Genomic DNA, 21,492 nt, shown 5'->3' with positions numbered 1-21,492 from the left:
GAATGGCCATCACTGACGTCAGGAGATTCAACCGGACGGTCACGCAGCGGATCGGCGCGCTGAACGACGCCTATATGTCCCGCGACCGGCCGCTCGGGCAGGCGCGGGTGCTGTGGGAGATCGGGGCGGACGGGTGCGACCTCCGCTCGCTCCGGTCCCGGCTCGACCTCGACTCCGGCTACCTGAGCCGGCTGCTCCGCGCCCTCGAGAGCGACGGGCTGGTGGAGGTCGAGCAGAACGGCGACGACGGCCGGGTGCGGACAGCCCGGCTGACTGCCCAGGGCCTGGCCGAGCGGGCGGTGCTGGATCAGCGGTCGGACGAACTCGCCGCGTCGATCCTCCAGCCGTTGAGCGACAAGCAGCAGGCCCGGCTGGTCGCCGCGATGGGCGAGGTCGAGCGGCTGCTGATCGCGTCGACGGTCCAGGTCGCGATCGTCGACCCACGGCACCCGGACGCGCGGCTCTGCCTGCAGTCGTACTTCGACGAACTGGGTGAGCGCTTCGAGGCCGGGTTCGACCACGCCCGGAGCATCTCGGCCGGCGTGGACGAGCTCACCCTGCCCGCAGGTCTCCTGCTGGTCGCGACGCTGCACTCCGAGCCGGTCGGGTGCGGTGGCCTGAAGTTCCACGAAGGCGAACCAACCGAGGTCAAACGGATGTGGGTGTCGCCTGCCGTGCGCGGCCTCGGCCTAGGCCGCCGCCTGCTCACCGAGCTGGAGAACCAAGCCGCCACCCACGGCTCCGCGGTACTCCGTCTGGAAACCAACAAGAACCTGACCGAGGCGATCTCCCTCTACCGCGCGGCCGGCTACCGCGAGGTTCCCGCCTTCAACACCGAGCCCTACGCCCACCACTGGTTCGAGAAAGCCCTCACCTGAAGGCTGGCAACCCGCGCCGCAGTACAGGAACGCCTGCGTGGAGAGAGGCTGAGGATCCCCCTGGCATCCTCAGCCTCTCGATCCCCCGTGAGTCGTGGGTTACGGGTGACGCAGGACGCCTACGAGGCCGTGGGTCTCGTTGTCGATGCCCGCCGAGAACAGGAGGGAGTCGGTGCCGCCGGTGGTGGCGGTGCCCTGCAGGAGTGCCCACAGGCCGGGGATCACCAGGGTGCGACCGTTGGCGCTGTTCTTGACCTGGCCGGAGATCTTCGACGCGAAGCGGCCGTGGGACTTGGGTGCGATGACGTTGATGCGGCCGTCGCCGAAGTTGCCGACCAGCAGCGAACCCGCCTGCTTACCCCACGAGGCAGGAGCGATCGCCAGACCCCACGGCGCGTTCAGGGTGTCGCGGGAGGCGATCCGTGCGACGAACTTGCCGTTCACGGTGTACTCGTCGACGAAGCCGAGGCCCCGGCCGCTGGCGTTGCGGCCCGTCGTCGGGTCGATCTTGGCGTAGGCGACGAAGATCCGGCCGTTCAGCGTCTGCACGTTGAACGGGTTGTAGCCCTTGGGCAGGTGGGAGTCGCGGAACGCCCACCGCGGCTGCGCGACCTTCTGGAAGGTGCTGTTGAAGACGTCGATCCGGCCCTGCGCGAAGTTCGCGGCGTACAACTGGTCGCCGTGCTTGGCGGTCGCGAAGGCGAGGCCGGTGTAGGACGCACCGGGCACGGTCGCCTTGATCTCGGCGGCCCCGATCAGCGGGCTCACCGGCGGTCCCCAGGCGGCGATCTGACCGGTCAGGGTGGCGAAGATGAAGCGGGCCGGCCCACTGGCGGTGCCGTTGCTGAGCACGAACCCGGTGCCGGGGTTGCTGACCTGGCCGGTCGGGACCGGGACGGTCACGCGGATGGTCGGCACCTTGGTCGCGGTGGTCGCGCCGGGGGCCGAGGAGTAGAGGGTCGAGGACGAGGTGCCCTGGTTGGAGACCCACAGCGGGGTGGCCGCGCCGAGCGAGAGACCCCATGGGTTCACCAGGTCGGCGTCGAGCAGCGGCGCCTTGCCCGGCACGTCCGAGACCAGATTGACCTGCTGTACCGCGAGGTCGCGCGAACCGTGACCGTGGGAATCGTGCGCGCTGGCTGTACTGGGCGCAACCAGTGCGAGCCCGCCGAGTACGGCGGTCGCGACGGCGAGTGGTCGGCCCTTAGAACGGAAAAGCGACATGACACATTCCTGTCACTAGGAAGCTGAACAACCCCAACACGTGTGGCTGACGCTGCCGGTTCAACCTTTTTCAAGGTATTCATGAGGACCGGACAACGACCCTGAGGGGAAACCGATGAACGCGCTCGCCATCCAGCCGCTCAACCCGCCGATCCTGCCGGCGGCGACCGGGAACTACACGCACGGTGTCCAGGTGACCGGCGCCGGGCGGCTGGTGTTCGTCAGCGGGCAGGTGCCGTGGGCTGATCAGCAGGGCAAGATCCCGGCCGCGTTCGAGGACCAGTGCCGGATGGTCTGGCGCAACGTGCTTGCCGTCCTCGCCGAGGCCGACCTGGGCGTCCGCAACCTGGTGAAGGTGACGACCTATCTGTCCGACCGCCAGTACCGCGCCGCGAACTCCAAGATCCGCGAAGAGATCCTCGGCGGCCACTCTCCGGCGCTCACGATCATCATCTGCGACATCTACTCCGAGGAGTGGCTGCTCGAGATCGAAGCCGTCGCCGCCGGCTGAGCCCGTACTCCGCCCCGCGGGCTGAGGCCGGCCGGCCGGCGAGGCGCGGCGTGGCCAGTGGTCGGGGAGTGGCTATGGATCGGTGGGGGCCTGGTCACCTAGCGTCGGGTGTATGCGGATCAGGATCGTCGACGCGTTCACCGACCGGCCCTTCGCGGGCAACCCGGCGGCAGTCTGCCTGCTGGAAGCGGGCCCCTGGCCGGAGGAGACCTGGATGCAACAGGTGGCGGCGGAGATGAACCTGTCCGAGACCGCCTTCGCGCGTCCGCTCCCGGCCGGGGAGGACGCCGACTGGGACCTGCGCTGGTTCACCCCCGCGGTCGAGGCCCAGATGTGCGGCCACGCGACCCTCGCCACCACCCACGCGATGGCCGCCGAAGGTCTGCTCGGCGGCAAGGTCCGCTTCAACAGCCGCAGCGGCATCCTGGTCGCCGAGGTCGGAGAGGACCAGGCGATCACGCTCGACTTCCCCGTCTCGGTCCCGACGGCCATCGAAGCGCCGGAGGGCCTGACCGCTGCGCTCGGAACCGAGCCGTCCGAGGTTCACCGCACCGATCCACTCGGCGATCTGCTGGTGGTGGTCGAGGACGAGGCGACTGTCCGCTCCGCAACCCCGGATCTGGCCGCCCTGGCCGTGCTCACCCGGGCCAACGGCCTGCGCGGCACCATCCTGACCGCCCCGGCCACGGACTCGGAGTACGACTTCGTCTCGCGGTTCTTCGCCCCGGCCCAGGGGATCCCCGAGGATCCGGTGACCGGCAGCGCCCACACCGGGCTGACGCCGTACTGGGCGAAGCGCCTCGGGCGGGAGCGCCTGGTCGGTTTCCAGGCGTCCACCCGAGGCGGCATCGTGCACGTAGTACTGGCAGGTGAGCGGGTCTACCTCACCGGCCGTGCGATCACCGTGCTCGACGGTGAGCTGACCGTCTAGGCCCAGGTCTCGGCGTGGGTGATCGCGCCGTTGGGGGCGCTCACCTCGGTCAGCACGTCCTCGGCGTCCGCTTCGAGCGGCTCGAACGGATACTCCGGTACGACGTACGCGCGGGCTCCGGCGACCAGGTCCACCCCGGGCAGCTCGAACCACGCCTCGCCGACCTCGCGGCTGATCTCGTAGATGGCCTGCTCGGCCGACTCCACCGGCTCCCGCTCGCCGGACTCGTCCAGCTCGGCGGGGTGCCGCTCCTGTGCGGCGCGGCCGGCCTCGAGCAGGGCCTCCAGGTCGACCACGCGCAGGTCGAACCGCGACACCACGCTGATCACCTGGTCCTGCTCCTCGGGCTCTTCCTCGTCCTCTTCGTCCTCGAGCTCGTCGTCGAGCAGCAGCGGCGCGGTTCCGGTGTGCTCGTAGACCGCGTCGTTCCAGCCCTCGACGAGCTCCTCCAGCGCGGCGTTCTGCTCGTACAGGCCGGCCTGCTCCTCGTCGCCGGTCATCGCCAGCAGGGCCTCGGTGTGGGCCTGCAGGCGCTCCGCCAGCAGGCGGCTCGCCTCGGCCAGCGCCTTGCGCGACTCCTCGGAGAAGAACTGCTCCCCGGTGGTCGTGAGCTCCTGGTTGTCCACTTCAGTCACTGAGTTCGTCCCTAACTCTGGTGGGGGCCTCTGATTGCCAGGCGTAAGTATGCGCACTCGGCTGCCGCAGACGAAGTCGTGTCCGGAAACAGGCGGGTTTATTCCCCGGCCGCCCGCTCGGGACTCTCGTGTGAGAGAGCCGTGAGAGGTGTGTGAGTGGCTGTGAGAGGCCTGCGAGAAGGCTCCGGACCTGGCAGCCAGCGGTGTGCAGTGAACGCATGACCACTTTTGTCGAGGGGTGGGGCCGGCCATGAAAGACGTGCTGTTCCTCGCCGTGACCATTGCCACGTTCGCGACCGTCTGGTTCGCACTGCGAGGGGTGGAGAAGCTGTGAGCACTGAGAACATCGCCGGCCTCGTGGTGGCCGCGGCTCTGGTCCTCTACCTGATCGCCGCCCTGATCTTCCCCGAGAGGTTCTGATGTCCGACACCGCAGCCGGTCTGCTTCAGATCGGCCTCCTGGTCGCGCTCCTGGCGGCCGTCTACCGCCCGCTGGGCGGTTACATGGCCCGGGTCTACACGTCCGAGAAGGACTCTCGGGTCGAACGAGGTACCTACAGACTGCTGGGGGTCGACTCCAAGGCAGACCAGACGTGGGCCGTCTACGCCCGCTCGATCATCGCCTTCTCGGCCATCAGCATGATCCTGCTCTACCTCCTCCAGCGGCTCCAGTCACACCTGCCGCTGTCGCTGGGTCTGCCCAACGTCGAACAAGGGCTCGCCTTCAACACCGCGGCGTCCTTCGTGGCGAACACCAACTGGCAGTCGTACTCGCCTGAGGTGACGATGGGCCACCTGGTCCAGTTCGCCGGCCTCGCGGTGCAGAACTTCCTGTCCGCCGCGGTCGGCATCACCGTCGCGGTCGCGCTGATCCGCGGCTTCTCCCGGTCCAAGACCGAGCGGCTCGGCAACTTCTGGGTCGACCTGACCCGGACGGTGATCCGGGTCCTGCTGCCGATCGCGGTACTGGGCGGTCTGGTCCTGGTCGCGATGGGTGTCGTCCAGAACCTGTCCGGCGGTCACGAGGTGGCCACCGTGGTCGGCCAGAGCCAGACGCTTCCCGGTGGTCCGGTAGCGAGCCAGGAAGTCATCAAGGAACTGGGCACCAACGGTGGTGGCTTCTACAACGCCAACTCCGGGCACCCGTTCGAGAACCCGAACGGGCTGTCGAACCTGTTCGAGATCTTCCTGATGCTGGTGATCCCGGTCGCCTTGACCCGCACCTTCGGCCTGATGGTCAAGGACAAGCGGCAGGGCTACGCGATCCTCGGCGTGATGGCCACCCTGTGGACCGCGTTCACGTTCGCCGCGACGATCTTCGAGGTCAACGGCGCCGGTACTGCGACCCGCGCGGCCGGGGCTGCGATGGAAGGTAAGGAGACGCGGTTCGGGGAATGGGCGTCGACCCTTTTCACCTCGACCACGACAGGTACCTCCACAGGTGCCATCAACGCCGCGCATGACTCGTACACCCCACTGGGCGGCGGTACCGCGCTGTTCCACATGATGCTGGGAGAAGTCACACCAGGCGGTGTCGGCGCAGGTCTCTACGGCATGCTCGTGCTCGCCGTGCTGGCGGTCTTCGTCGCCGGCCTGATGGTCGGCCGGACCCCGGAGTACCTGAAGAAGAAGATCACCGCCCGCGAGATGAAGCTGGTCTCGCTGTACATCCTGACGACGCCCAGCTTGATCCTGATCGGCAGCGCGGTCGCCATGGGGCTGGAGACAGCGCGGGCATCGATCTTCAACACCGGCAGTCCGCACGGGTTCTCCGAGGTGCTGTACGCCTTCACCTCGGCGGGCAACAACAACGGCAGCGCGTTCGGCGGTCTCAGCGCGAACGTTCCGTTCTACAACACCGCGCTGGGCCTCGTGATGCTGCTCAGCCGGTTCCTCCCGATCGTCCTCGTGCTGGCCCTGGCCGGCTCGTTCGCTCGGCAGCAGCCCGTTCCGGTGAACGAAGGCACGCTCCCCACTCACAAGGCCTTGTTCGTCACGATGCTCGTCGGCGTCGTGCTGATCGTCACCGGCCTGACCTACTTCCCTGCACTCACTCTCGGACCCCTCGCGGAGGGACTGTGACCACGCTGTTGAATACTCCTACGCCGACCCCGGCGCAGGCGGCGAAAAAAGCACCGTCGGGTCTGTTCGACCCGAAGATGCTGCTGACCTCCCTGCCGGACGCGCTGCGCAAGCTCGACCCGCGGGTGATGGTGAAGAACCCGGTGATGTTCGTGGTCGAGGTGGGAGCCGTCGCCTCGACGATCCTCGCCTTCACCGACTCCAGCGTGTTCGTCTGGTGGATCGTCGTCTGGCTCTGGCTGACCGTCGTCTTCGCCAACCTGGCCGAGGCTGTCGCCGAGGGTCGTGGCAAGGCCCAGGCGGACACGCTGCGCCGGGCGAAGACCGAAACGGCGGCCCGCAAGCTGTCCGCGGACCGCACCACCGAGCAGGAGGTACCGGCCGCGTCGCTGCAGCTCGGCGACCTCGTGGTGGTGGAGGCCGGTCAGGTCATTCCCGGTGACGGTGACGTCGTCGAAGGTGTCGCAAGCGTGGACGAGTCGGCGATCACGGGTGAGTCGGCTCCGGTGATCCGGGAGTCTGGTGGTGACCGGAGCGCGGTGACCGGTGGGACGAAGGTGTTGTCGGACCGGATCGTGGTGAAGATCACCACCCGGCCGGGTGAGAGCTTCATCGACCGGATGATCGCGCTGGTCGAAGGCGCGTCGCGGCAGAAGACGCCGAACGAGATCGCGCTGAACATCCTGCTGGCGAGCCTGACGATCGTGTTCTTGATGGCGACGGTGACCCTGCCGCCGTTCGCGAACTACGCGGGTGTGAACCTGAGCATCGTCGTGCTGGTCGCGCTGCTGGTGTGTCTGATCCCGACCACGATCGGTGCGTTGTTGTCGGCGATCGGTATCGCCGGGATGGACCGGCTGGTGCAGCGCAACGTGCTGGCGATGTCGGGCCGCGCGGTCGAGGCGGCCGGTGACGTGAACACGCTGCTGCTCGACAAGACCGGCACCATCACGCTGGGCAACCGGCAGGCCTCGGAGTTCATCCCGCTGGCCGGGGTCACCGAGACCGAACTGGCCGACGCGGCGCAGCTGTCCAGCCTGGCCGACGAGACCCCCGAAGGCCGCTCGATCGTCGTCCTCGCGAAGAGCCAGTACGGGCTGCGCGAGCGGCACACCGGAGAGTTGCCCCACGCAACGTTCGTGCAGTTCACCGCCCAGACCCGGATGAGCGGCGTCGACGTCGACGACCGGCAGGTCCGCAAGGGAGCGGCGGGCGCCGTGAACGCTTGGATCAGCAGCCAGGGCGGCAGGGTCGACAACGCGCTCGGCGAGGTCGTGGATGGCATCTCCGCCTCCGGCGGCACGCCGCTGGTCGTTGCTGACAGCAAGGGTGGGGTGGCCCGGGCGCTCGGCGTCATCCACCTCAAGGACGTGGTCAAGGAAGGCATGCGGGAGCGGTTCGACCAGATGCGCGCGATGGGCATCCGGACCGTCATGATCACCGGTGACAACCAGTTGACCGCGAAGGCGATCGCCGAGGAGGCCGGGGTCGACGACTTCCTGGCCGAGGCGACGCCCGAGGACAAGATGGCGTTGATCAAGAAGGAGCAAGAAGGTGGCCGGCTGGTCGCGATGACCGGTGACGGCACCAACGACGCTCCGGCGCTGGCGCAGGCTGATGTCGGGGTCGCGATGAACAGCGGCACGTCGGCGGCGAAAGAGGCCGGCAACATGGTCGACCTCGATTCGAACCCGACCAAGCTGATCGAGATCGTGGAGATCGGCAAGCAGTTGCTGATCACCCGTGGTTCGCTGACCACGTTCTCGATCGCGAACGACGTGGCGAAGTACTTCGCGATCCTGCCGGCGCTGTTCGCGGCGGCCTACCCCGGCCTGGACAAGCTGAACATCATGCGGCTGGACTCGGCGGAGTCGGCGATCCTGTCCGCGGTGATCTTCAACGCGCTGGTGATCGTGGCGCTGGTGCCGCTGGCGTTGCGAGGGGTGCAGTACAAGCCGTCGTCGGCGTCGGCGATGCTGCGGCGCAACCTGTTGATCTACGGTGTCGGCGGGCTGATCACCCCGTTCATCGGCATCAAACTCATCGATCTGCTGATCTCGCTCATCCCGGGCATCGGCTGAGAGGCATAGAAAGAAATGGCTAGCAGACTCCCCACGACCTTCCGTCAATTCGGGGTGGCGACGCGGGCGCTCGTAGTGTTCACGATCGGGCTCGGTGTGATCTACCCGCTGGCGATGACCGGCGCCGCGCAGGCCCTGTTCAACGACAACGCCAACGGCTCGGTCGTCCAGGTCCACGGCAAGGACGTCGGGTCCGACCTGATCGGCCAGGCCTACACCAAGCAGGCGACCAAGGACGGCAAGCCGGAGGTGGACGCGGACGGCGAGCCGGTGATGGTCGCCGACCCGCTGTGGTTCCAGACCCGGCCGTCAGCGGTCGACTACGACGCCATGGGCAGCGCGGCGTCGCAGCTCGGTCCGAACAACGCCGACCTGCTGGCGGCGGTTCAGGAACGCCGCAAGGCCGTCGCCGACCTGGAGGGTGTGAACCCCTCGCAGGTGCCGCCGGACGCGGTCACCGCCAGTGGCAGCGGCCTCGACCCGCAGATCAGCCCGGCGTACGCCGCGCTGCAGATCAACCGGGTCGCGCGCGAGCGTGGGCTGGACGTGGCCAAGGTGAACCAACTGGTCGAGGACAACACCCAGGGGCGCACGTTCGGGTTCCTCGGGGAGCCACGGGTGAACGTGGTCACCCTGAACAACGATCTTGCCGCCCTGAAGTAGGCCCCGGCTGAGACGATGGATGTATGAGTAGCAGTGGTCGCGGGCACCTGAGGGTCTACTTGGGTGCCGCGCCCGGCGTCGGCAAGACGTACAAGATGCTGGGCGAGGGGCAGCGGCGGCGGGAGCGCGGTACGGACGTGGTGGTCGGCTTCGTCGAGACCCACGGCCGCGAGCACACCGCCGCCATGCTCGATGGCCTCGAGGTGATCCCGCGGCGGATCCTGGACTACCGCGGGGCCAGCTTCACCGAGATGGACCTGGACGCAGTACTGGCGCGGCGGCCCGAGGTCGCGCTGGTCGACGAGCTCGCGCACACCAACGTGCCGGGCAGCCGGCACGCGAAGCGCTGGCAGGACATCGACGAACTGTTGTCCGCCGGGATCGACGTGATCTCGGCGGTCAACATCCAGCACCTCGAGTCGATCAACGACGTGGTCGAGAAGATCACCGGCGTGCCGCAGCAGGAGACCGTGCCGGACCGGGTGGTCCGGGCGGCGGACCAGATCGAGCTGGTCGACATGACGCCGGAGGCGCTGCGCCGCCGGATGGCGCACGGCAACGTCTACGCGGCGGACAAGGTCGATGCTGCCCTGGGCAACTACTTCCGGGTCGGCAACCTTTCCGCTCTGCGGGAACTCGCGCTGTTGTGGCTGGCGGACCGCGTCGACGCCGGGTTGCAGCAGTACCGTTCTCAACATGACATCGACTCCACCTGGGAGGCGCGCGAGCGGGTTGTCGTCGCGCTCACCGGCGGACCCGAAGGCGAGACCCTGATCCGGCGTGCCGCCCGCATCGCCGCCCGCTCCTCCGGCGGGGACCTTCTCGCAGTCCACATCACCCGGTCCGACGGACTGACCGGGGCCAATCCCACCACGCTGGAACAGCAGCGCGACCTGGTCGAGAGCCTCGGTGGCACCTACCACCAAGTGGTGGGCGATGACGTCCCGGCCGCGCTGTTGTCGTTCGCCCGCGCGGAGAACGCGACGCAGTTGGTGCTCGGCGGCAGCCGCCGGTCCTGGTTCTCCTCGCTGCTCGGCCCGGGCATCGGCGCCGGCACCATCCGCGAGTCCGGCGACATCGACGTCCACATCGTCACCCACTCGGAGATGGGCCGCGGCCGGCTGCCGCGCCTGCACGGCAGCCTGTCCCGCCGGCGGCAGGTGCTGGGGTTCGTGCTCGCGCTCGCGCTGCCGCCGCTGCTGGCGCTGCTGCTCGGACTCGGCGGCGACACGCTGAACCTGACCAGCAACGTGCTGGCGTTCCTGCTCGCGGTGGTGGTGGTCGCCCTGGTCGGCGGCCTCTGGCCCGCGATCCTGACCGCGGTCGCCGGCAGCCTGGTACTGAACTACTTCTTCACCCCGCCGACGCGTGCCTTCACGATTGCCGAGGTCAACAACGCCCTCGCGCTGGGCATCTTCGTGCTGGTCGCGGGGCTGGTGAGCTCGGTCGTCGACCGGGCCGCCCGCAGGACCCGGCAGGCGGCCCGCTCAGCGGCCGAGTCGGAGACACTCGCGACCCTGGCAGGCAGCGTGCTTCGAGGTGAGACTGGTTTGCCGGCACTGCTCGAGCGGGTCCGGGAGGCGTTCGGGATGACCAGCGCCTGTCTGATGGAACGCATCGACACCGACGAACTGGTGGAGACCTGGCGCCCGCTCGCTTCGGCCGGTACTCCGACCTGCCGGCGCCCGGAGGATGGCGACGCCGAGATCCCGGGCCGCGAGAACCTGGTCCTGGTGCTGCAAGGTCGCCCGCTGGCTGCTGACGAGCGTCGACTGGTCGGTGCCTTCGCTGCGCATGCTGCCGCCCTGGTGGATCGGACGCGGCTGAGTGAGGCGGCCGCGGAAGCCAAGCCGCTGGCCGAGGCCGACAAGCTCCGTACTGCGCTGCTGCGCGCCGTCGGCCACGATCTGCGGTCGCCACTGGCTTCGGCGAAGGCGTCAGTGACCAGCCTCCGTAGCGACGATGTGGAGTGGACCGAGTCCGAGCGGGACGAGCTCCTCGCGACGGCCGACGAGTCCCTGGACCGGCTGGCGCGTCTCGTCGACAACCTGCTCGACCTCAGCCGCCTGCAGGCCGGTGTCCTCCCTGTCTTCAACCGGCCGATGGCGCTCGACGAGATCCTGCCCGGGGTGCTGGCGGAGCTGGGTGACGATGCCGACCAGGTCAGGGTCGACATCCCGCACACTCTTCCCCTGGTCGACGCCGATCCGGCGCTGCTCGAACGCGTGATCGCGAACCTGCTGGCCAACGCGGTCCGCTACGCGCCCCCGGGCCGTCCGCCGCTGGTGACGAGCAGCGCGCTCGGGGACGTGGTCGAGATCCGCGTCATCGATCGCGGTCCGGGCATCCCGCCCGCCGATCGGGGCCGGGTCTTCGCGCCGTTCCAGCGGCTCGGGGACACCGACAACACGGTCGGCGTCGGCCTCGGCCTGGCGCTGTCCCGCGGTCTGGCCGAGGCGATGCACGGCACGGTGCAGCCGGAGGAGACGCCCGGTGGCGGTCTGACCATGGTCGTCTCGATGCCGGCGGCAACCTTGCGGCCGGGGGACACACCGGTGCCCGGCAGCCGGGAACGCTCCGAACCGGAGGTCAAGGGATGACCCGGATCCTGGTGGTCGACGACGAACCACAGATCGTGCGAGCCTTGCAGATCAACCTGAAGGCCCGGCGGTACGAAGTACACGTGGCCGGTAGCGGTACGGCGGCGCTCAAGGTGGCCGCGCAGTACCCGCCGGACCTGGTCATTCTCGACCTCGGCCTGCCGGACTTCGACGGGGTCGACGTGATCCGCGGGCTGCGCGGCTGGACCGAGGCGCCGATCCTGGTGCTGTCCGGGCGGACCGACAGCACGGACAAGGTGGAGGCGCTGGACGCCGGTGCGGACGACTACGTCACCAAGCCCTTCGGCATCGACGAGTTGCTGGCCCGGATGCGCGCCGTACTGCGCCGCAGCAACCTGGCCCAGGACCAGCCGGTGGTCACCGTCGGCGGTGCCCAGGTGGACCTGTCGGCGAAACGGGTGACACTGGACAGCGGGGAGGACGTTCGCCTGACGCCGACCGAGTGGCACCTGCTGGAGGTGCTGATCCGGCACCCGGGCAAGCTGATGTCCCAGCGGCAGCTGCTGACCGAGGTGTGGGGACCGGGGTACGAGACGGCCAGCGGCAACCTGCGCTTCTACATGGGGCAGCTGCGGCGCAAGCTCGAGGCCGACCCGGCGCGACCCGTGCACCTGCTCACCGAGCCGGGCATGGGCTACCGCTTCGAGCCCTGACCACTGGAAGGGAGGCCGGCGTTGACGATCATCGACAATGCCGTCTATGTCGACGGGCAGCGGGCTTGTGAGCCCGCCACCCTGGACGAGACCTACGAGCTGCTGCGGGACCGGCACGGGATGGGCTGGATCGGCCTCTACCGGCCGGATCCGGTCGAGATGGAGTCGGTGGCCGACGAGTTCGGCTTCCACCGGCTGGCCGTCGACGACACCATCTCCGCGCACCAGCGCCCCAAGCTCGAACGCTACGGCGACGTGCTGTTCACCGTACTGCGGTCCGCGCGGTACCTCGACGACGTCGAGCGGGTCGAGTTCGGCGAGCTGCATGTCTTCACCGGCAAGGACTTCGTCGTCACCGTCCGGCACGCCGAGTCGCCGGATCTCGGTCTGGTCCGCAAGCGCCTCGAGGAGACCCCCGAGCTGTTGAAGCTGGGTCCGGAGGCGGTGCTCTACGCGATCTTCGACCAGGTGGTGGACGAGTACCAGCCGGTGATCGACGGTCTGCAGGGCGACATCGACGAGATCGAGGACCAGGTCTTCGGCGCCGACCCCGAGGTGTCCCGGCGGATCTACGAACTGCTCCGCGAGGTGGTCAAGTTCATGCGCGCGACCCAGCCGCTGTCCGGCATCATCGCCGATCTGCGGTCCGGCTTCGAGAAGTACGGGGTCGAGCGGGAACTGCAGCGGTACCTGCGCGACGTGGCCGACCACGTCGAGCGCGTCGTCGAGCAGGCGGCCGGCTTCAAGGTGCTGCTGATCAACCTGATCGGCGTGAACGCCACCCTGGTCGGACAGCGCCAGAACGAGGAGACGCAACGGCTGTCCGAGCTCAGCCTGCGGCAGAACGAGGAGGTCAAGCGGATCTCGTCCTGGGCGGCCATCCTGTTCGCCCCGACCCTTGTCGGCACCATTTACGGGATGAACTTCGTCCACATGCCCGAGCTGAACTGGCAGCTCGGCTATCCGTTCGCGGTGGTGCTGATGTTCCTGGTCAGCGTCGGTCTCTACACCATCTTCAAGAAGAAGGGCTGGCTCTAGCTCCGGGCCACGCGGAGGCCTTGACCGGGCCTCTGCCTGGCGTCTTGCTCAGCCCTTGCTGACCGACAGCAGGGTCGGGGCCACGTCTTGTTCCGGCTCGTCGTCGGGGACGCGGAACCGCAGCCGGCAGACCACCGCGTCGGTGTCCTTGCGGAGCGCGTGCGCCAGCAGAGCGCCGCGGTTGTTCTGCAGGATCCGTTGCCACAGGTGTTCCGGCTCGACCTCCGGGATCAACACGAACACGGTGGTGATCTCCAGGTGGCGGATGTAGCTGACGATCGGCGCGGTGATCCGCCGGCGCTCGTCGTACAGGGCGACGAGGGGGACTCCCGGGTGCCACGCCTGCCAGTCGTCGAGCAGCCGTACGAAGGCCTGGACGTCGTCCGGGTCGCCGGTGTTCACGGCATGCACCGCGACCACGTCATTCCCCAGTCCCTTGGCCACGGACAGCGCCTCGCGGGTCAGTTTGCTGACGGCGTGGACCGGCACGATGATGCGCGATCGCCGGGCGTCGGGCTTGGCCGGGATCCGGCCGAGCTCGAGGCGGGAGCCGATCCGGCGGTAGCTCCGGTGCACCGCCTCCGTTCCGAAGACCAGCAGCGGCAGGGCGACAGCGATCAGCCAGGCGCCGGAGGTGAACTTGGTCGCGGTGACCACGATGGCGGCCACTCCGGTGAGGAGCGCGCCGAAGCCGTTCAGCGCCAGCTTGAGCCGCCAGCCGGCCGGACGCCGGCTCCACCAGTGCCGGACCATGCCGGCCTGGGACAGGGTGAAGCCGATGAAGACGCCGATCGCGAACAGTGGCACCAGGGTGTTCACGTCGCCGCGGGCCGCGATCAGCAGGATCGCCGAGACCCCGGTCAGGAAGCCGATGCCGTAGCGGTACACCTGTCGCTGGGCGCGAAGCTGGAAGACATGCGGAAGATAGTGGTCCTTCGCCAGCAGTTGGCCGAGGACCGGCAGGCCGCCGTACGACGTGTTCGCCGCGAGCGCCAGCAGCACCACGGTGGAGGCCTGCACCACGAAGTAGCCGAAGCCGTGGCCCAGGGAGGCATCCGCCAGTTGCGAGAGCACGGTGACGCCTTCGACCGGCTTGATCTCGAACCGCTTGATCAGGACCGCGAGACCGATCAGCATCACCGCCAGCAGGATCCCGAGCGTCAGCTCAGCCCGTTGGGCGCGGACGATCCGGGGTTTGCGGAACGACGGGACGGCGTTGGCGATCGCCTCGACGCCGGTCAGGGCGGCGCAGCCGTTGGCGAAGGCCTTCAGCAGGAGCAGCAGCCCGATGGTCTGAACCTGACCGGCCTGCTCCGCGCTTCCGGCGGCAACCGCCGCCGGGCTCTCGCGGAACAGACCGGCCAGGATCACGGTCAGGATCGCGGCCACGAAGACCGCGGTGGGAACGATGAACATCCGGGCGCTGTGCGCCACGCCGCGCAGGTTCACCGCGGTGACGAGCGCCAGCACGCCCAGCGCCAGCCAGACCCGGTAGGCGTAGAGGCCCGGTACGGCGGAGGTCAGCGCGGCCACACCGGCCGCGACCGAGACGGCGACGTTCAGGACGTAGTCGATCACCAGCGACGCGCCGGCGACCAGGCTGGCCCGCCGGCCGAGGTACTTCTTCGACACTCCGTACGAACCGCCGCCCTCGGGGAACGCGGCGATCACCTGCCGGTACGACAGGACCAGGACGAGCAGCAGGACTGCGATCGCGATGGTGACGGGCAGCGCCAGGCCGATCGCGGCCGTACCCCCGAGCGCCAGGACGAGCACGATGGCTTCAGGTCCGTAGGCCACCGACGCCATCGCATCCAGCGACAGTGCCGCCAGACCACCCAGTACGCCGAGCCGGTGCCGATCCGCAGTTGTGACTGTCACCTACTCACTGTCGGCACGATCGACTCAGTCCGGCGCGCCTCCTCACAACATCCTCATGGCGGCGACGGCAATGCCAACACCGCCCTCACGGTCGCGGCCTGGTTGCCACGACTTGCGAGTTCGTCCCGGATGTCTGATTCCTTCAAGACGTGGAGGGTGCGGAGACGGCAAGCTGAGCACATGGACATCTTGAACGCTGGTCGTGACTTCGTACGCCAAGAGGGCCGGCTGGTCGAGCGCCGGCTGTTCGCCACCCTCTTCGAGGGCGCCGATTCCGCCGGAGTCGTCGACGCGCTGCGCGGTTACCAGAACGCCGACGGCGGCTTCGGTCATGGGCTGGAGCCGGACAAGCGCTGCCCGGACAGCCTCGCCCTCGACGTCGAGGCGGCCTTCGACAACCTGCTCGCCGCCGGCGCCCGCGACGATGAGATGGTGCGGCGCGCTTGCGACTGGCTGCAGTCGGTCGCCACGCCTGAGGGCGCCGTGTCGCTCGCGTCGCCGGTAATCGAGGGCTATCCGCGGGCCGAGCACATGAGCGAGTGGACCTATGTGCCGGGGCTCAACCCGACCGCGGGACTGGTCGGCCGGCTCTACCGGCTCGGCTTCGAGCACCCGTGGCGCGACGCGGCCGCCTCCTGGTGCACGAAGGCCCTGGCCGACGACGGATTTCCTGAGGACGCGCACGCGATGCACGAGGTGATGGAGTTCCTCGAGCACACCGAGGTCGACGTCGCCAAGGTGAAGGAGTGGTTGCCGAAGCTGTCGTGGTACCGCGCGGACGCGGCCGACCCGTCGTACGGCGTGACGCCGTTGCACTTCGCTCCGACCCCGGACAGCTTCTGGCGGCAGTTGTTCACCGACGCACAGATCGAGGGCCACCTGGACCGGCTCGTCGAGGACCAACAGCCCGACGGCGGCTGGGTGCTCACGTGGGAGCCGCCGGGTGCCGCGGCGACGCTCGAGTACCGCGGTGCCGTCACGGTCAGAGCCCTGCAGACTCTGCAGGCCTACGGCCGCCTGGGCTGACAGCCAGGTTGCACGCGTGGGTCGGCGACGCTGGGTGGGATCGAGGTGACACTCCGTATCCGCCCGGTACGTCGGGGATCTCGGCGACGGGAGTCACCGACACCACCCTGCGCCAGGTCGCTCACCTGCCCGTCCCGACCTGAAGGCGTTGTGCCGCTGACTCGCTGGTGGTCCTAGCCCGCCTCGGCGGGATGCTCGACCTGGCGGTCGCCCCACTGCGTGAGCAGCCCGCGGGCGATCTCCAGGTCGTCCCGCAGCGAGCGGTCCTTCAGGTCACTCGGCAGCGCGGCCAGCGCATCAGCCAACCATGGTCCGATGGCGGCCGGCGCGAGCTGCTCCGGCTCCAGATCCGCCAGCCGGACAGCACGAACCGCCGTCACCAGTTCACACGCCAGCACGTCCCGCAGCGCATCCAGCAACTGCGCAGTCAGTACTGCGGCCTGCGGCGCGAAGCTCGCGTGGTGCTCGGCTCCCCGGGACAGGGTCGCCGTACCGAGGGTCGCGGGTTGTACCGTCGAACGGACCGAGGCGAGCGCGTCGTGGGCGACGTACTCGATCATCATCACGCCCGAGCTGGCCTCCGCCCCGCTGGCCAGGAAGCGGCTCAGGTGGGTGAAGTCCGGATCGACCAGATTCGCGACGCGCGAGGTGGACAGCGTGGCCACGCTGTGCAGACTGAGCCGCAACGAGTCCAGCGCCAGCGCGATCGGCATCGCGTGCCAGTTGCCATTGTGCAGCACGGTGTCCCCGGCGACCAGCGGGTTCTCCGCGGATGCGTTGATGTCGATCTTCAGAGCGTTGCCCAGGGCATCGACATGGTCGACCGCGGGGCCGAGCACCTGGGCGAACGCGCGCAGGCCGAACGGGTCCTGCACCCGGGCCGGCGGGATCGGCAGCCCGTCGAGCAGCCCGCGCATCCGCCGAGCCACCCGGACCTGGCCCGGCTGCGGGCGAGCCTCGTGCACGCGGACGTCGTACACCTCGGCATTGCCACGGAGCGCGACATGGGAGAGGCCGCCGACCAGCGGTACCACGTTGATGAGGGTGGCCGCTTCGACGTACGCGAGGCAGCACTCGGCCAGCGTGATCGCGTTGCTGGACAGCAATGGGAGGGCGCTGGTGCCGTCGATGACGTCGCCCAGGGCGAGCCCGAGCTCAGCGAGCGCACCGAGGTCGCCGGTCCCGATCGCGCCACCGCGATGCAGGTCAGGCAGGTCATCATCGTTGAGCAGGGCAACGATCGCGTCGGCGACCTCTGGGGCCAGCCCGGAACCGCCCGAGGCGAGCTGATTCACCCGGATCAGCAGCCCGAGCCGAACGACATCCCGCGGATACGACGAGGTCCCGGTGGTCGAGTGGGACGCCAGCAGCCGGGCGCCATGCTCCGGGTCCGACGTCAGCACATCCCGATTGGCCCCGACCCCAGTGGTCCGCCCGTACACCGGCCGGCGCAACGCGATCTCGGCTACCGCGACCGACGAGTCCGCCATCCGCTTCCGCGCGTCCTCAGCCAACTGCACGGGCGTCCGCCGCTGCTCGAGCGACACCGCATCCAACGGCGTCAACCCCACCCCGGAAATCTCGATCGGCTCCACCCGCCCAGTGTGAGCCCCGCCCCACCCGGCCGCCATGTACCTCCACCCGGCTGCTGTCTGAAATCCGAGACGTTCCCACCGCGACAATCCCTAGCCGTCGAGCCGACGAGTTGGCCCCCGCCTCCCGGCGGCTCGCCTCGGCCACAAAGCGCGGCCTAGGACACCAAGTGGAGACCTCGACCACCATGTCGGGCCCTCGAACACGAAACAACCCGTCCGCACCACCGACAACCTGTCCGAGGTCCCCAAACCCACCCCGCCAGCTACCCCAGATCGACCCACGCAGGTCCCGATAGCGGGTTGCTCGGCCAACAACGCCTTACACAAGCCACCAGCCGCCGAACACCCCGCCAGCGGCCAGCCCCCGAGTCGGCACACCACCACCCACCGGGCGAAAACCCACCCCCGGGGCCGCCGCCGTACCGAAGGACAGGAAGTAGTCGCCGCAACACCACCCGGCAGGCAACCCCACGCCTGGAACCTCCGCCATCCGCCCGGTACTACCTGTCGGTCGGTACACCCAGCCCCGAAAACACCACCCCGACGCGGCTCAGACCTCTGCGCGGGATCCGCGTAGCTGCGTCCTTCCCTGGTCGGGATGGGGTGGGTCAGGAGTCGAGCTTGTTCGATCCCGAAGGGACGCCGGAGGCGCTCTTGACGCACACCAGCACGACTAGAACCATCACGCAGCGGAGACCGCGAACCACCCGCCTATGCCTGGGCGAACTACTCGTACCGACGTACCGACGTACCGACGCACCGATGTACCGACGTATCGGCGAACCGGCGGACACCCCGCGGCTCGTGATGTCTCGGGCGGATGGGTGCCGAGGTGTGATGGCAAGGCAAACGGCCCGCCGATCCCGTGAAGGGAGGATCGGCGGGCCGTTCTGAGTTCTATTGGGGCGTCAGATCTTGCCGTAGCGCTTCTTGAACTTCTCGACGCGGCCCTGGGTGTCCATCACACGCTGCTGACCCGTGTAGAACGGGTGGCTGGCGGACGAGATCTCGACGTCGACGACCGGGTAGGTGTTCCCGTCGTGCCACTCGGTGGTCTCGTTGCTCTCGCGCGTGGAGCCGGTCAGGAAGCTGAAGTTGCCGGACTTGTCCCTGAAGACGACCCGGCGGTAGTCGGGGTGGATGTCCTTCTTCATGCTGCGGTACTTCCTTCCAGGTAAGGGGCGAACGGGTCGGTCATTGTGCTGTCCCACTCATCCGCACGAATGACACAACCATCGAGCAGCCGCGCTAATTCCCGGACGTCCAGATCGATCCCGGTGATGGACAGGTACGACGCCCGGTCGCCATGTTCGGGGTGCCACTCGAGCGCCGAACGGGCCTGGTGCGTCGGCCCGACCTCGGACCAGCGCTCCGCCGGCAGGTCCGCGAGCCATGGACCCAGGACGCCGAGCGCGATGTTCGTGCCGAAGCTGTCCCAGGCGAGTCGGGCATGCGGCTGCGAGGCGAGCCAGACAGTGCCCTTGCCCCGAGCGGTCCCGGCGACCAGGTCCTCGAGCGCGTCATACAGCCGCTCAGGGTGGAACGGCCGCGTGGACTGCCACACCAACGTCTCCACCCCGCCCTCCGACTGGAGCGGAGCACTGATCGACCCGGGCTCGACCCACGTCTCAGCCGCATCCGGATCATGAAGCCGTACTCCGGACAGCTCGGCGGCCGTCTCGGTGGTCCGGACCAGAGCCTGCGGGTTCATCGCCTCAGCCAGGGCCTTCGCCACCTGCGCCTTCGCCTGCTCGGGCTCGTCGGTATGGAGGATCACGGCGTTCGCGTATTCGACCTGCCGGACCAGGACCTCCGCGATCGCCCGGCCGTCCTCGGCGGCGGTCGGAATACGGCGATCGTGGATCAGGTCCTCGCTCGTGACGTCCTCGGTGAAGGTGGCCGTATCGAGCACGGTCAGTACCGAGATCACCCGCAGATCGTCACCGGCTTCGCGGGCGATCTCCTCGGCCAGCGCCTGGGTGTCACCCGCGCCGGGGACCGACACGACCACCGAGGCGTACTTTCCGGTCGCGGCGATGCTCACCAGGAGAGGGACCAGGGAGTCCCGCATCGCGCAGGACACGCACGGGTGTCCCATCCGGATCACCTCGCCGTCGATCACGCCGGACGTGGTGCGCGCGATCCGCAGTACGGACCCGCCCGCCAGGCCGCTCACGTCGTACTCGACCAGCACCGCTGTGGCCGGTTCGGCGGTCTCGAGCAGGGTGGTCGCCACGGTGCCGCGGGAGGGTTCGTCGACGCCCGTCAGCAGGGTGATCGGCAGGTGGCTCGGCATGGCACCTCTTCGGTCTTATTGAAAACGATAACCAGTACAACGTATACTGCTGCCGAGCGGTTCCGGCAGGACAGCGGTCCGGAATACCCGACCAGGCGACTGGCGTTCACCGTACAGAGGTTCAACGGCACCACTGGGTGCCTGGAGGGAAGGTCTGATGGCCAAGCACAACGACGTCCGCCCGATCGTCAAGCTGCGGAGCACCGCGGGGACCGGTTTCACCTACGTGACCCGGAAGAACCGCCGGAACGACCCCGACCGGCTGACGATGCGCAAGTACGACCCGAAGGTCCGCCAGCACGTCGACTTCCGCGAAGAGCGGTAAAGCCGGCTCGTGGCGAAGACGAGCAAGATCGTCAAGAACGACCAGCGCAAGCAGACAGTCGCCCTGTACGCCGAGCGCCGGGCGGAGCTGAAGCGGATCATCGCCGATCCGGCCACTCCGTTCGAGGCGCGCGGCGAGGCGCAGCTGAAACTGCAGAAGCTGCCGCGGGACGCCAGCCCGATCAGGGTGCGCAACCGGGACGCGGCGGATGGCCGGCCGCGGGGGTATCTCCGCAAGGCCGGCATCTCCCGCATCCGTTTCCGCACCATGGCCCACCGCGGGGAGCTCCCGGGCATCACCAAGTCTTCCTGGTGATGCGGGAATAGCTCCACGGAGGAGCTGGTTACACCAGATGTCGTCCAGTGCATGACCCCCGGGCCTCACACTTCGCCGCTACGAGCGGCCACTCGCCGAGAGGCGTCTGCTGGACGATGCGGTACTCGGATGGGTGGGAGCGGATCCTTCGCTCTCACCCATCTACCGTCTCTCCGTCACCCGGCTTGAGTCGTCGTGCACGATGGGGGGACGAGCTCGCGGAGACGCGAGTGACTGGTGTGGCGAGAGGGGCTCTCGGGCCTCGATTTGTATCTTGGGCCCGAATGTCAGTAATGTTCTTCTTGTTGGAGCGAGTGCGGGACGCGAGAGCGGCCGGCGGCTCCAAACTCCCTGAAGGTTCTAGGAGCTGAGACACGCCTCGAGCGGGTTTCAGTAACACAGACATGCAGGGGGACTGGGACAAAAGAAGCCGATTTGACCGGCTTCGGTTAGAACAGTAAAGTTTGGCGGGTTGCCCCGGAGTCCAGGCCGAAAGGCTGGGGATGCGGTGTGCGTCCGATTCTTGAGAACTCAACAGCGTGCCGAAAGTCAATGCCGAAATACAGTATTATCCCCGTTCACGGCATTGGATGATCTTGTCCACCCTGGTCCTGTCTGGGATTTTGGGTGTTGGGTTGTCTTTTGTTTGTGGCGGATTCCTTTGAATAACAATGATTCAAGTCAGTTTGATTGTTTCTGAGATATCCAGAGGATCTACTCGATGTGTTGACTCTCCGC

At 68.3% G+C, this 21,492-nt stretch carries 19 protein-coding genes; 13 read left to right on the top strand and 6 right to left on the bottom strand.

The features are described from left to right. The first annotated feature begins 2 nt into the window (after nt 1–2). Complete coding sequence (locus ACFPJ1_RS04485; RefSeq protein ID WP_380101538.1) at nt 3–878, top strand: GNAT family N-acetyltransferase; 876 nt, start codon at nt 3–5, stop codon at nt 876–878. A gap of 99 nt (nt 879–977) precedes the next feature. Here ACFPJ1_RS04485 and ACFPJ1_RS04480 read toward each other — a convergent pair whose 3' ends face one another. Beyond that, nucleotides 978–2,102, bottom strand: coding sequence for a TIGR03118 family protein (locus ACFPJ1_RS04480; RefSeq protein ID WP_380101537.1), 1,125 nt, complete (start codon nt 2,100–2,102; stop codon nt 978–980). A 115-nt stretch (nt 2,103–2,217) separates the two neighbouring features. On the opposite strand from ACFPJ1_RS04480, the gene ACFPJ1_RS04475 reads away from it, so the two are divergent. Together ACFPJ1_RS04475 and ACFPJ1_RS04470 are read left to right on the top strand one after the other, a co-directional pair. After that, the gene (locus ACFPJ1_RS04475) at nt 2,218–2,613 is read left to right on the top strand and encodes a RidA family protein (RefSeq protein WP_380101536.1); all 396 of its coding nucleotides are present in this window, start codon (nt 2,218–2,220) and stop codon (nt 2,611–2,613) included. Nucleotides 2,614–2,725: 112 nt separating this feature from the next. Beyond that, nucleotides 2,726–3,544: a PhzF family phenazine biosynthesis protein gene (locus ACFPJ1_RS04470; protein WP_380101535.1), complete on the top strand. Its 819-nt coding sequence runs from the start codon at nt 2,726–2,728 to the stop codon at nt 3,542–3,544. Here the strand turns inward: ACFPJ1_RS04470 and ACFPJ1_RS04465 are convergent. Continuing rightward, complete coding sequence (locus ACFPJ1_RS04465) at nt 3,541–4,179, bottom strand: hypothetical protein (protein WP_380101534.1); 639 nt, start codon at nt 4,177–4,179, stop codon at nt 3,541–3,543. The genes ACFPJ1_RS04470 and ACFPJ1_RS04465 overlap by 4 nt on opposite strands. A gap of 330 nt (nt 4,180–4,509) precedes the next feature. Here ACFPJ1_RS04465 and kdpF point away from each other — a divergent pair, with 330 nt between their 5' ends. From kdpF to ACFPJ1_RS04430, 7 genes are all read left to right on the top strand, one after another. Continuing rightward, a complete protein-coding gene (gene kdpF, locus ACFPJ1_RS04460) occupies nt 4,510–4,599 on the top strand; it encodes a K(+)-transporting ATPase subunit F (RefSeq protein WP_132197031.1) in 90 nt (29 codons plus the stop codon). After that, complete coding sequence (gene kdpA, locus ACFPJ1_RS04455) at nt 4,599–6,260, top strand: potassium-transporting ATPase subunit KdpA (RefSeq protein ID WP_380101533.1); 1,662 nt, start codon at nt 4,599–4,601, stop codon at nt 6,258–6,260. Before kdpF ends, kdpA begins: the two co-directional genes overlap by 1 nt. A 62-nt stretch (nt 6,261–6,322) precedes the next feature. Then, on the top strand, nt 6,323–8,341 hold the full coding sequence (gene kdpB, locus ACFPJ1_RS04450; protein ID WP_380102367.1) for a potassium-transporting ATPase subunit KdpB: 2,019 nt from the start codon (nt 6,323–6,325) through the stop codon (nt 8,339–8,341). Nucleotides 8,342–8,356: 15 nt separating this feature from the next. Continuing rightward, on the top strand, nt 8,357–9,004 hold the full coding sequence (gene kdpC, locus ACFPJ1_RS04445) for a K(+)-transporting ATPase subunit C (RefSeq protein WP_380101532.1): 648 nt from the start codon (nt 8,357–8,359) through the stop codon (nt 9,002–9,004). Nucleotides 9,005–9,027: 23 nt separating this feature from the next. After that, nucleotides 9,028–11,604, top strand: coding sequence for a sensor histidine kinase (locus tag ACFPJ1_RS04440; protein WP_380101531.1), 2,577 nt, complete (start codon nt 9,028–9,030; stop codon nt 11,602–11,604). Then, a complete protein-coding gene (locus tag ACFPJ1_RS04435; RefSeq protein ID WP_132197041.1) occupies nt 11,601–12,278 on the top strand; it encodes a response regulator in 678 nt (225 codons plus the stop codon). The genes ACFPJ1_RS04440 and ACFPJ1_RS04435 overlap by 4 nt, the downstream gene beginning before the upstream one ends. A 21-nt stretch (nt 12,279–12,299) precedes the next feature. Then, complete coding sequence (locus ACFPJ1_RS04430; RefSeq protein ID WP_380101530.1) at nt 12,300–13,316, top strand: magnesium and cobalt transport protein CorA; 1,017 nt, start codon at nt 12,300–12,302, stop codon at nt 13,314–13,316. Nucleotides 13,317–13,364: 48 nt separating this feature from the next. On the opposite strand, the gene ACFPJ1_RS04425 is transcribed toward ACFPJ1_RS04430, so the two are convergent. Then, nucleotides 13,365–15,197: an APC family permease gene (locus tag ACFPJ1_RS04425; RefSeq protein ID WP_380101529.1), complete on the bottom strand. Its 1,833-nt coding sequence runs from the start codon at nt 15,195–15,197 to the stop codon at nt 13,365–13,367. A gap of 180 nt (nt 15,198–15,377) precedes the next feature. Between ACFPJ1_RS04425 and ACFPJ1_RS04420 the strand changes: the two genes are divergently transcribed. After that, the gene (locus ACFPJ1_RS04420) at nt 15,378–16,223 is read left to right on the top strand and encodes a hypothetical protein (protein ID WP_380101528.1); all 846 of its coding nucleotides are present in this window, start codon (nt 15,378–15,380) and stop codon (nt 16,221–16,223) included. 173 nt (nt 16,224–16,396) lie between these two features. Here the strand turns inward: ACFPJ1_RS04420 and ACFPJ1_RS04415 are convergent, their stop codons facing one another. From ACFPJ1_RS04415 to ACFPJ1_RS04405, 3 genes are all read right to left on the bottom strand, one after another. Continuing rightward, the gene (locus tag ACFPJ1_RS04415) at nt 16,397–17,818 is read right to left on the bottom strand and encodes an aromatic amino acid lyase (RefSeq protein WP_380101527.1); all 1,422 of its coding nucleotides are present in this window, start codon (nt 17,816–17,818) and stop codon (nt 16,397–16,399) included. 908 nt (nt 17,819–18,726) lie between these two features. Continuing rightward, nucleotides 18,727–18,972 carry a type B 50S ribosomal protein L31 gene (locus ACFPJ1_RS04410; RefSeq protein ID WP_380101526.1) on the bottom strand — a complete coding sequence of 82 codons (246 nt, stop codon included), beginning with the start codon at nt 18,970–18,972 and terminating at the stop codon, nt 18,727–18,729. After that, nucleotides 18,969–20,114 (bottom strand): CobW family GTP-binding protein, encoded by a 1,146-nt coding sequence (locus ACFPJ1_RS04405; RefSeq protein WP_380101524.1) that lies wholly within the window; start codon nt 20,112–20,114, stop codon nt 18,969–18,971. The genes ACFPJ1_RS04410 and ACFPJ1_RS04405 overlap by 4 nt, the downstream gene beginning before the upstream one ends. A 157-nt stretch (nt 20,115–20,271) precedes the next feature. On the opposite strand from ACFPJ1_RS04405, the gene rpmG reads away from it, so the two are divergent. Continuing rightward, a complete protein-coding gene (rpmG, locus tag ACFPJ1_RS04400) occupies nt 20,272–20,439 on the top strand; it encodes a 50S ribosomal protein L33 (RefSeq protein WP_132197053.1) in 168 nt (55 codons plus the stop codon). Between the two features lie 9 nt (nt 20,440–20,448). Beyond that, nucleotides 20,449–20,754, top strand: a complete 306-nt coding sequence (gene rpsN / locus ACFPJ1_RS04395; protein ID WP_380101523.1) for a 30S ribosomal protein S14 — start codon at nt 20,449–20,451, stop codon at nt 20,752–20,754. Nucleotides 20,755–21,492 lie beyond the last annotated feature (738 nt).

This window comes from Kribbella qitaiheensis (assembly GCF_042657745.1).
GTDB classification, from domain to species: domain Bacteria; phylum Actinomycetota; class Actinomycetes; order Propionibacteriales; family Kribbellaceae; genus Kribbella; species Kribbella qitaiheensis.
Note: the sequence above shows the minus strand (reverse complement) of the source record. Positions and strands in the feature narration are given on the sequence as shown.

What these genes read in the sequence shown, in the direction of transcription:
- ACFPJ1_RS04485 (WP_380101538.1), top strand. Translation starts at nt 3, where the DNA reads ATGGCCATCACTGACGTCAGGAGATTCAACCGGACGGTCACGCAGCGG.
- ACFPJ1_RS04480 (WP_380101537.1), bottom strand. Translation starts at nt 2,102, where the DNA reads ATGTCGCTTTTCCGTTCTAAGGGCCGACCACTCGCCGTCGCGACCGCC.
- ACFPJ1_RS04475 (WP_380101536.1), top strand. Translation starts at nt 2,218, where the DNA reads ATGAACGCGCTCGCCATCCAGCCGCTCAACCCGCCGATCCTGCCGGCG.
- ACFPJ1_RS04470 (WP_380101535.1), top strand. Translation starts at nt 2,726, where the DNA reads ATGCGGATCAGGATCGTCGACGCGTTCACCGACCGGCCCTTCGCGGGC.
- kdpA (WP_380101533.1), top strand. Translation starts at nt 4,599, where the DNA reads ATGTCCGACACCGCAGCCGGTCTGCTTCAGATCGGCCTCCTGGTCGCG.
- kdpC (WP_380101532.1), top strand. Translation starts at nt 8,357, where the DNA reads ATGGCTAGCAGACTCCCCACGACCTTCCGTCAATTCGGGGTGGCGACG.
- ACFPJ1_RS04440 (WP_380101531.1), top strand. Translation starts at nt 9,028, where the DNA reads ATGAGTAGCAGTGGTCGCGGGCACCTGAGGGTCTACTTGGGTGCCGCG.
- ACFPJ1_RS04435 (WP_132197041.1), top strand. Translation starts at nt 11,601, where the DNA reads ATGACCCGGATCCTGGTGGTCGACGACGAACCACAGATCGTGCGAGCC.
- ACFPJ1_RS04420 (WP_380101528.1), top strand. Translation starts at nt 15,378, where the DNA reads ATGGACATCTTGAACGCTGGTCGTGACTTCGTACGCCAAGAGGGCCGG.
- ACFPJ1_RS04410 (WP_380101526.1), bottom strand. Translation starts at nt 18,972, where the DNA reads ATGAAGAAGGACATCCACCCCGACTACCGCCGGGTCGTCTTCAGGGAC.
- ACFPJ1_RS04405 (WP_380101524.1), bottom strand. Translation starts at nt 20,114, where the DNA reads ATGCCGAGCCACCTGCCGATCACCCTGCTGACGGGCGTCGACGAACCC.
- rpmG (WP_132197053.1), top strand. Translation starts at nt 20,272, where the DNA reads ATGGCCAAGCACAACGACGTCCGCCCGATCGTCAAGCTGCGGAGCACC.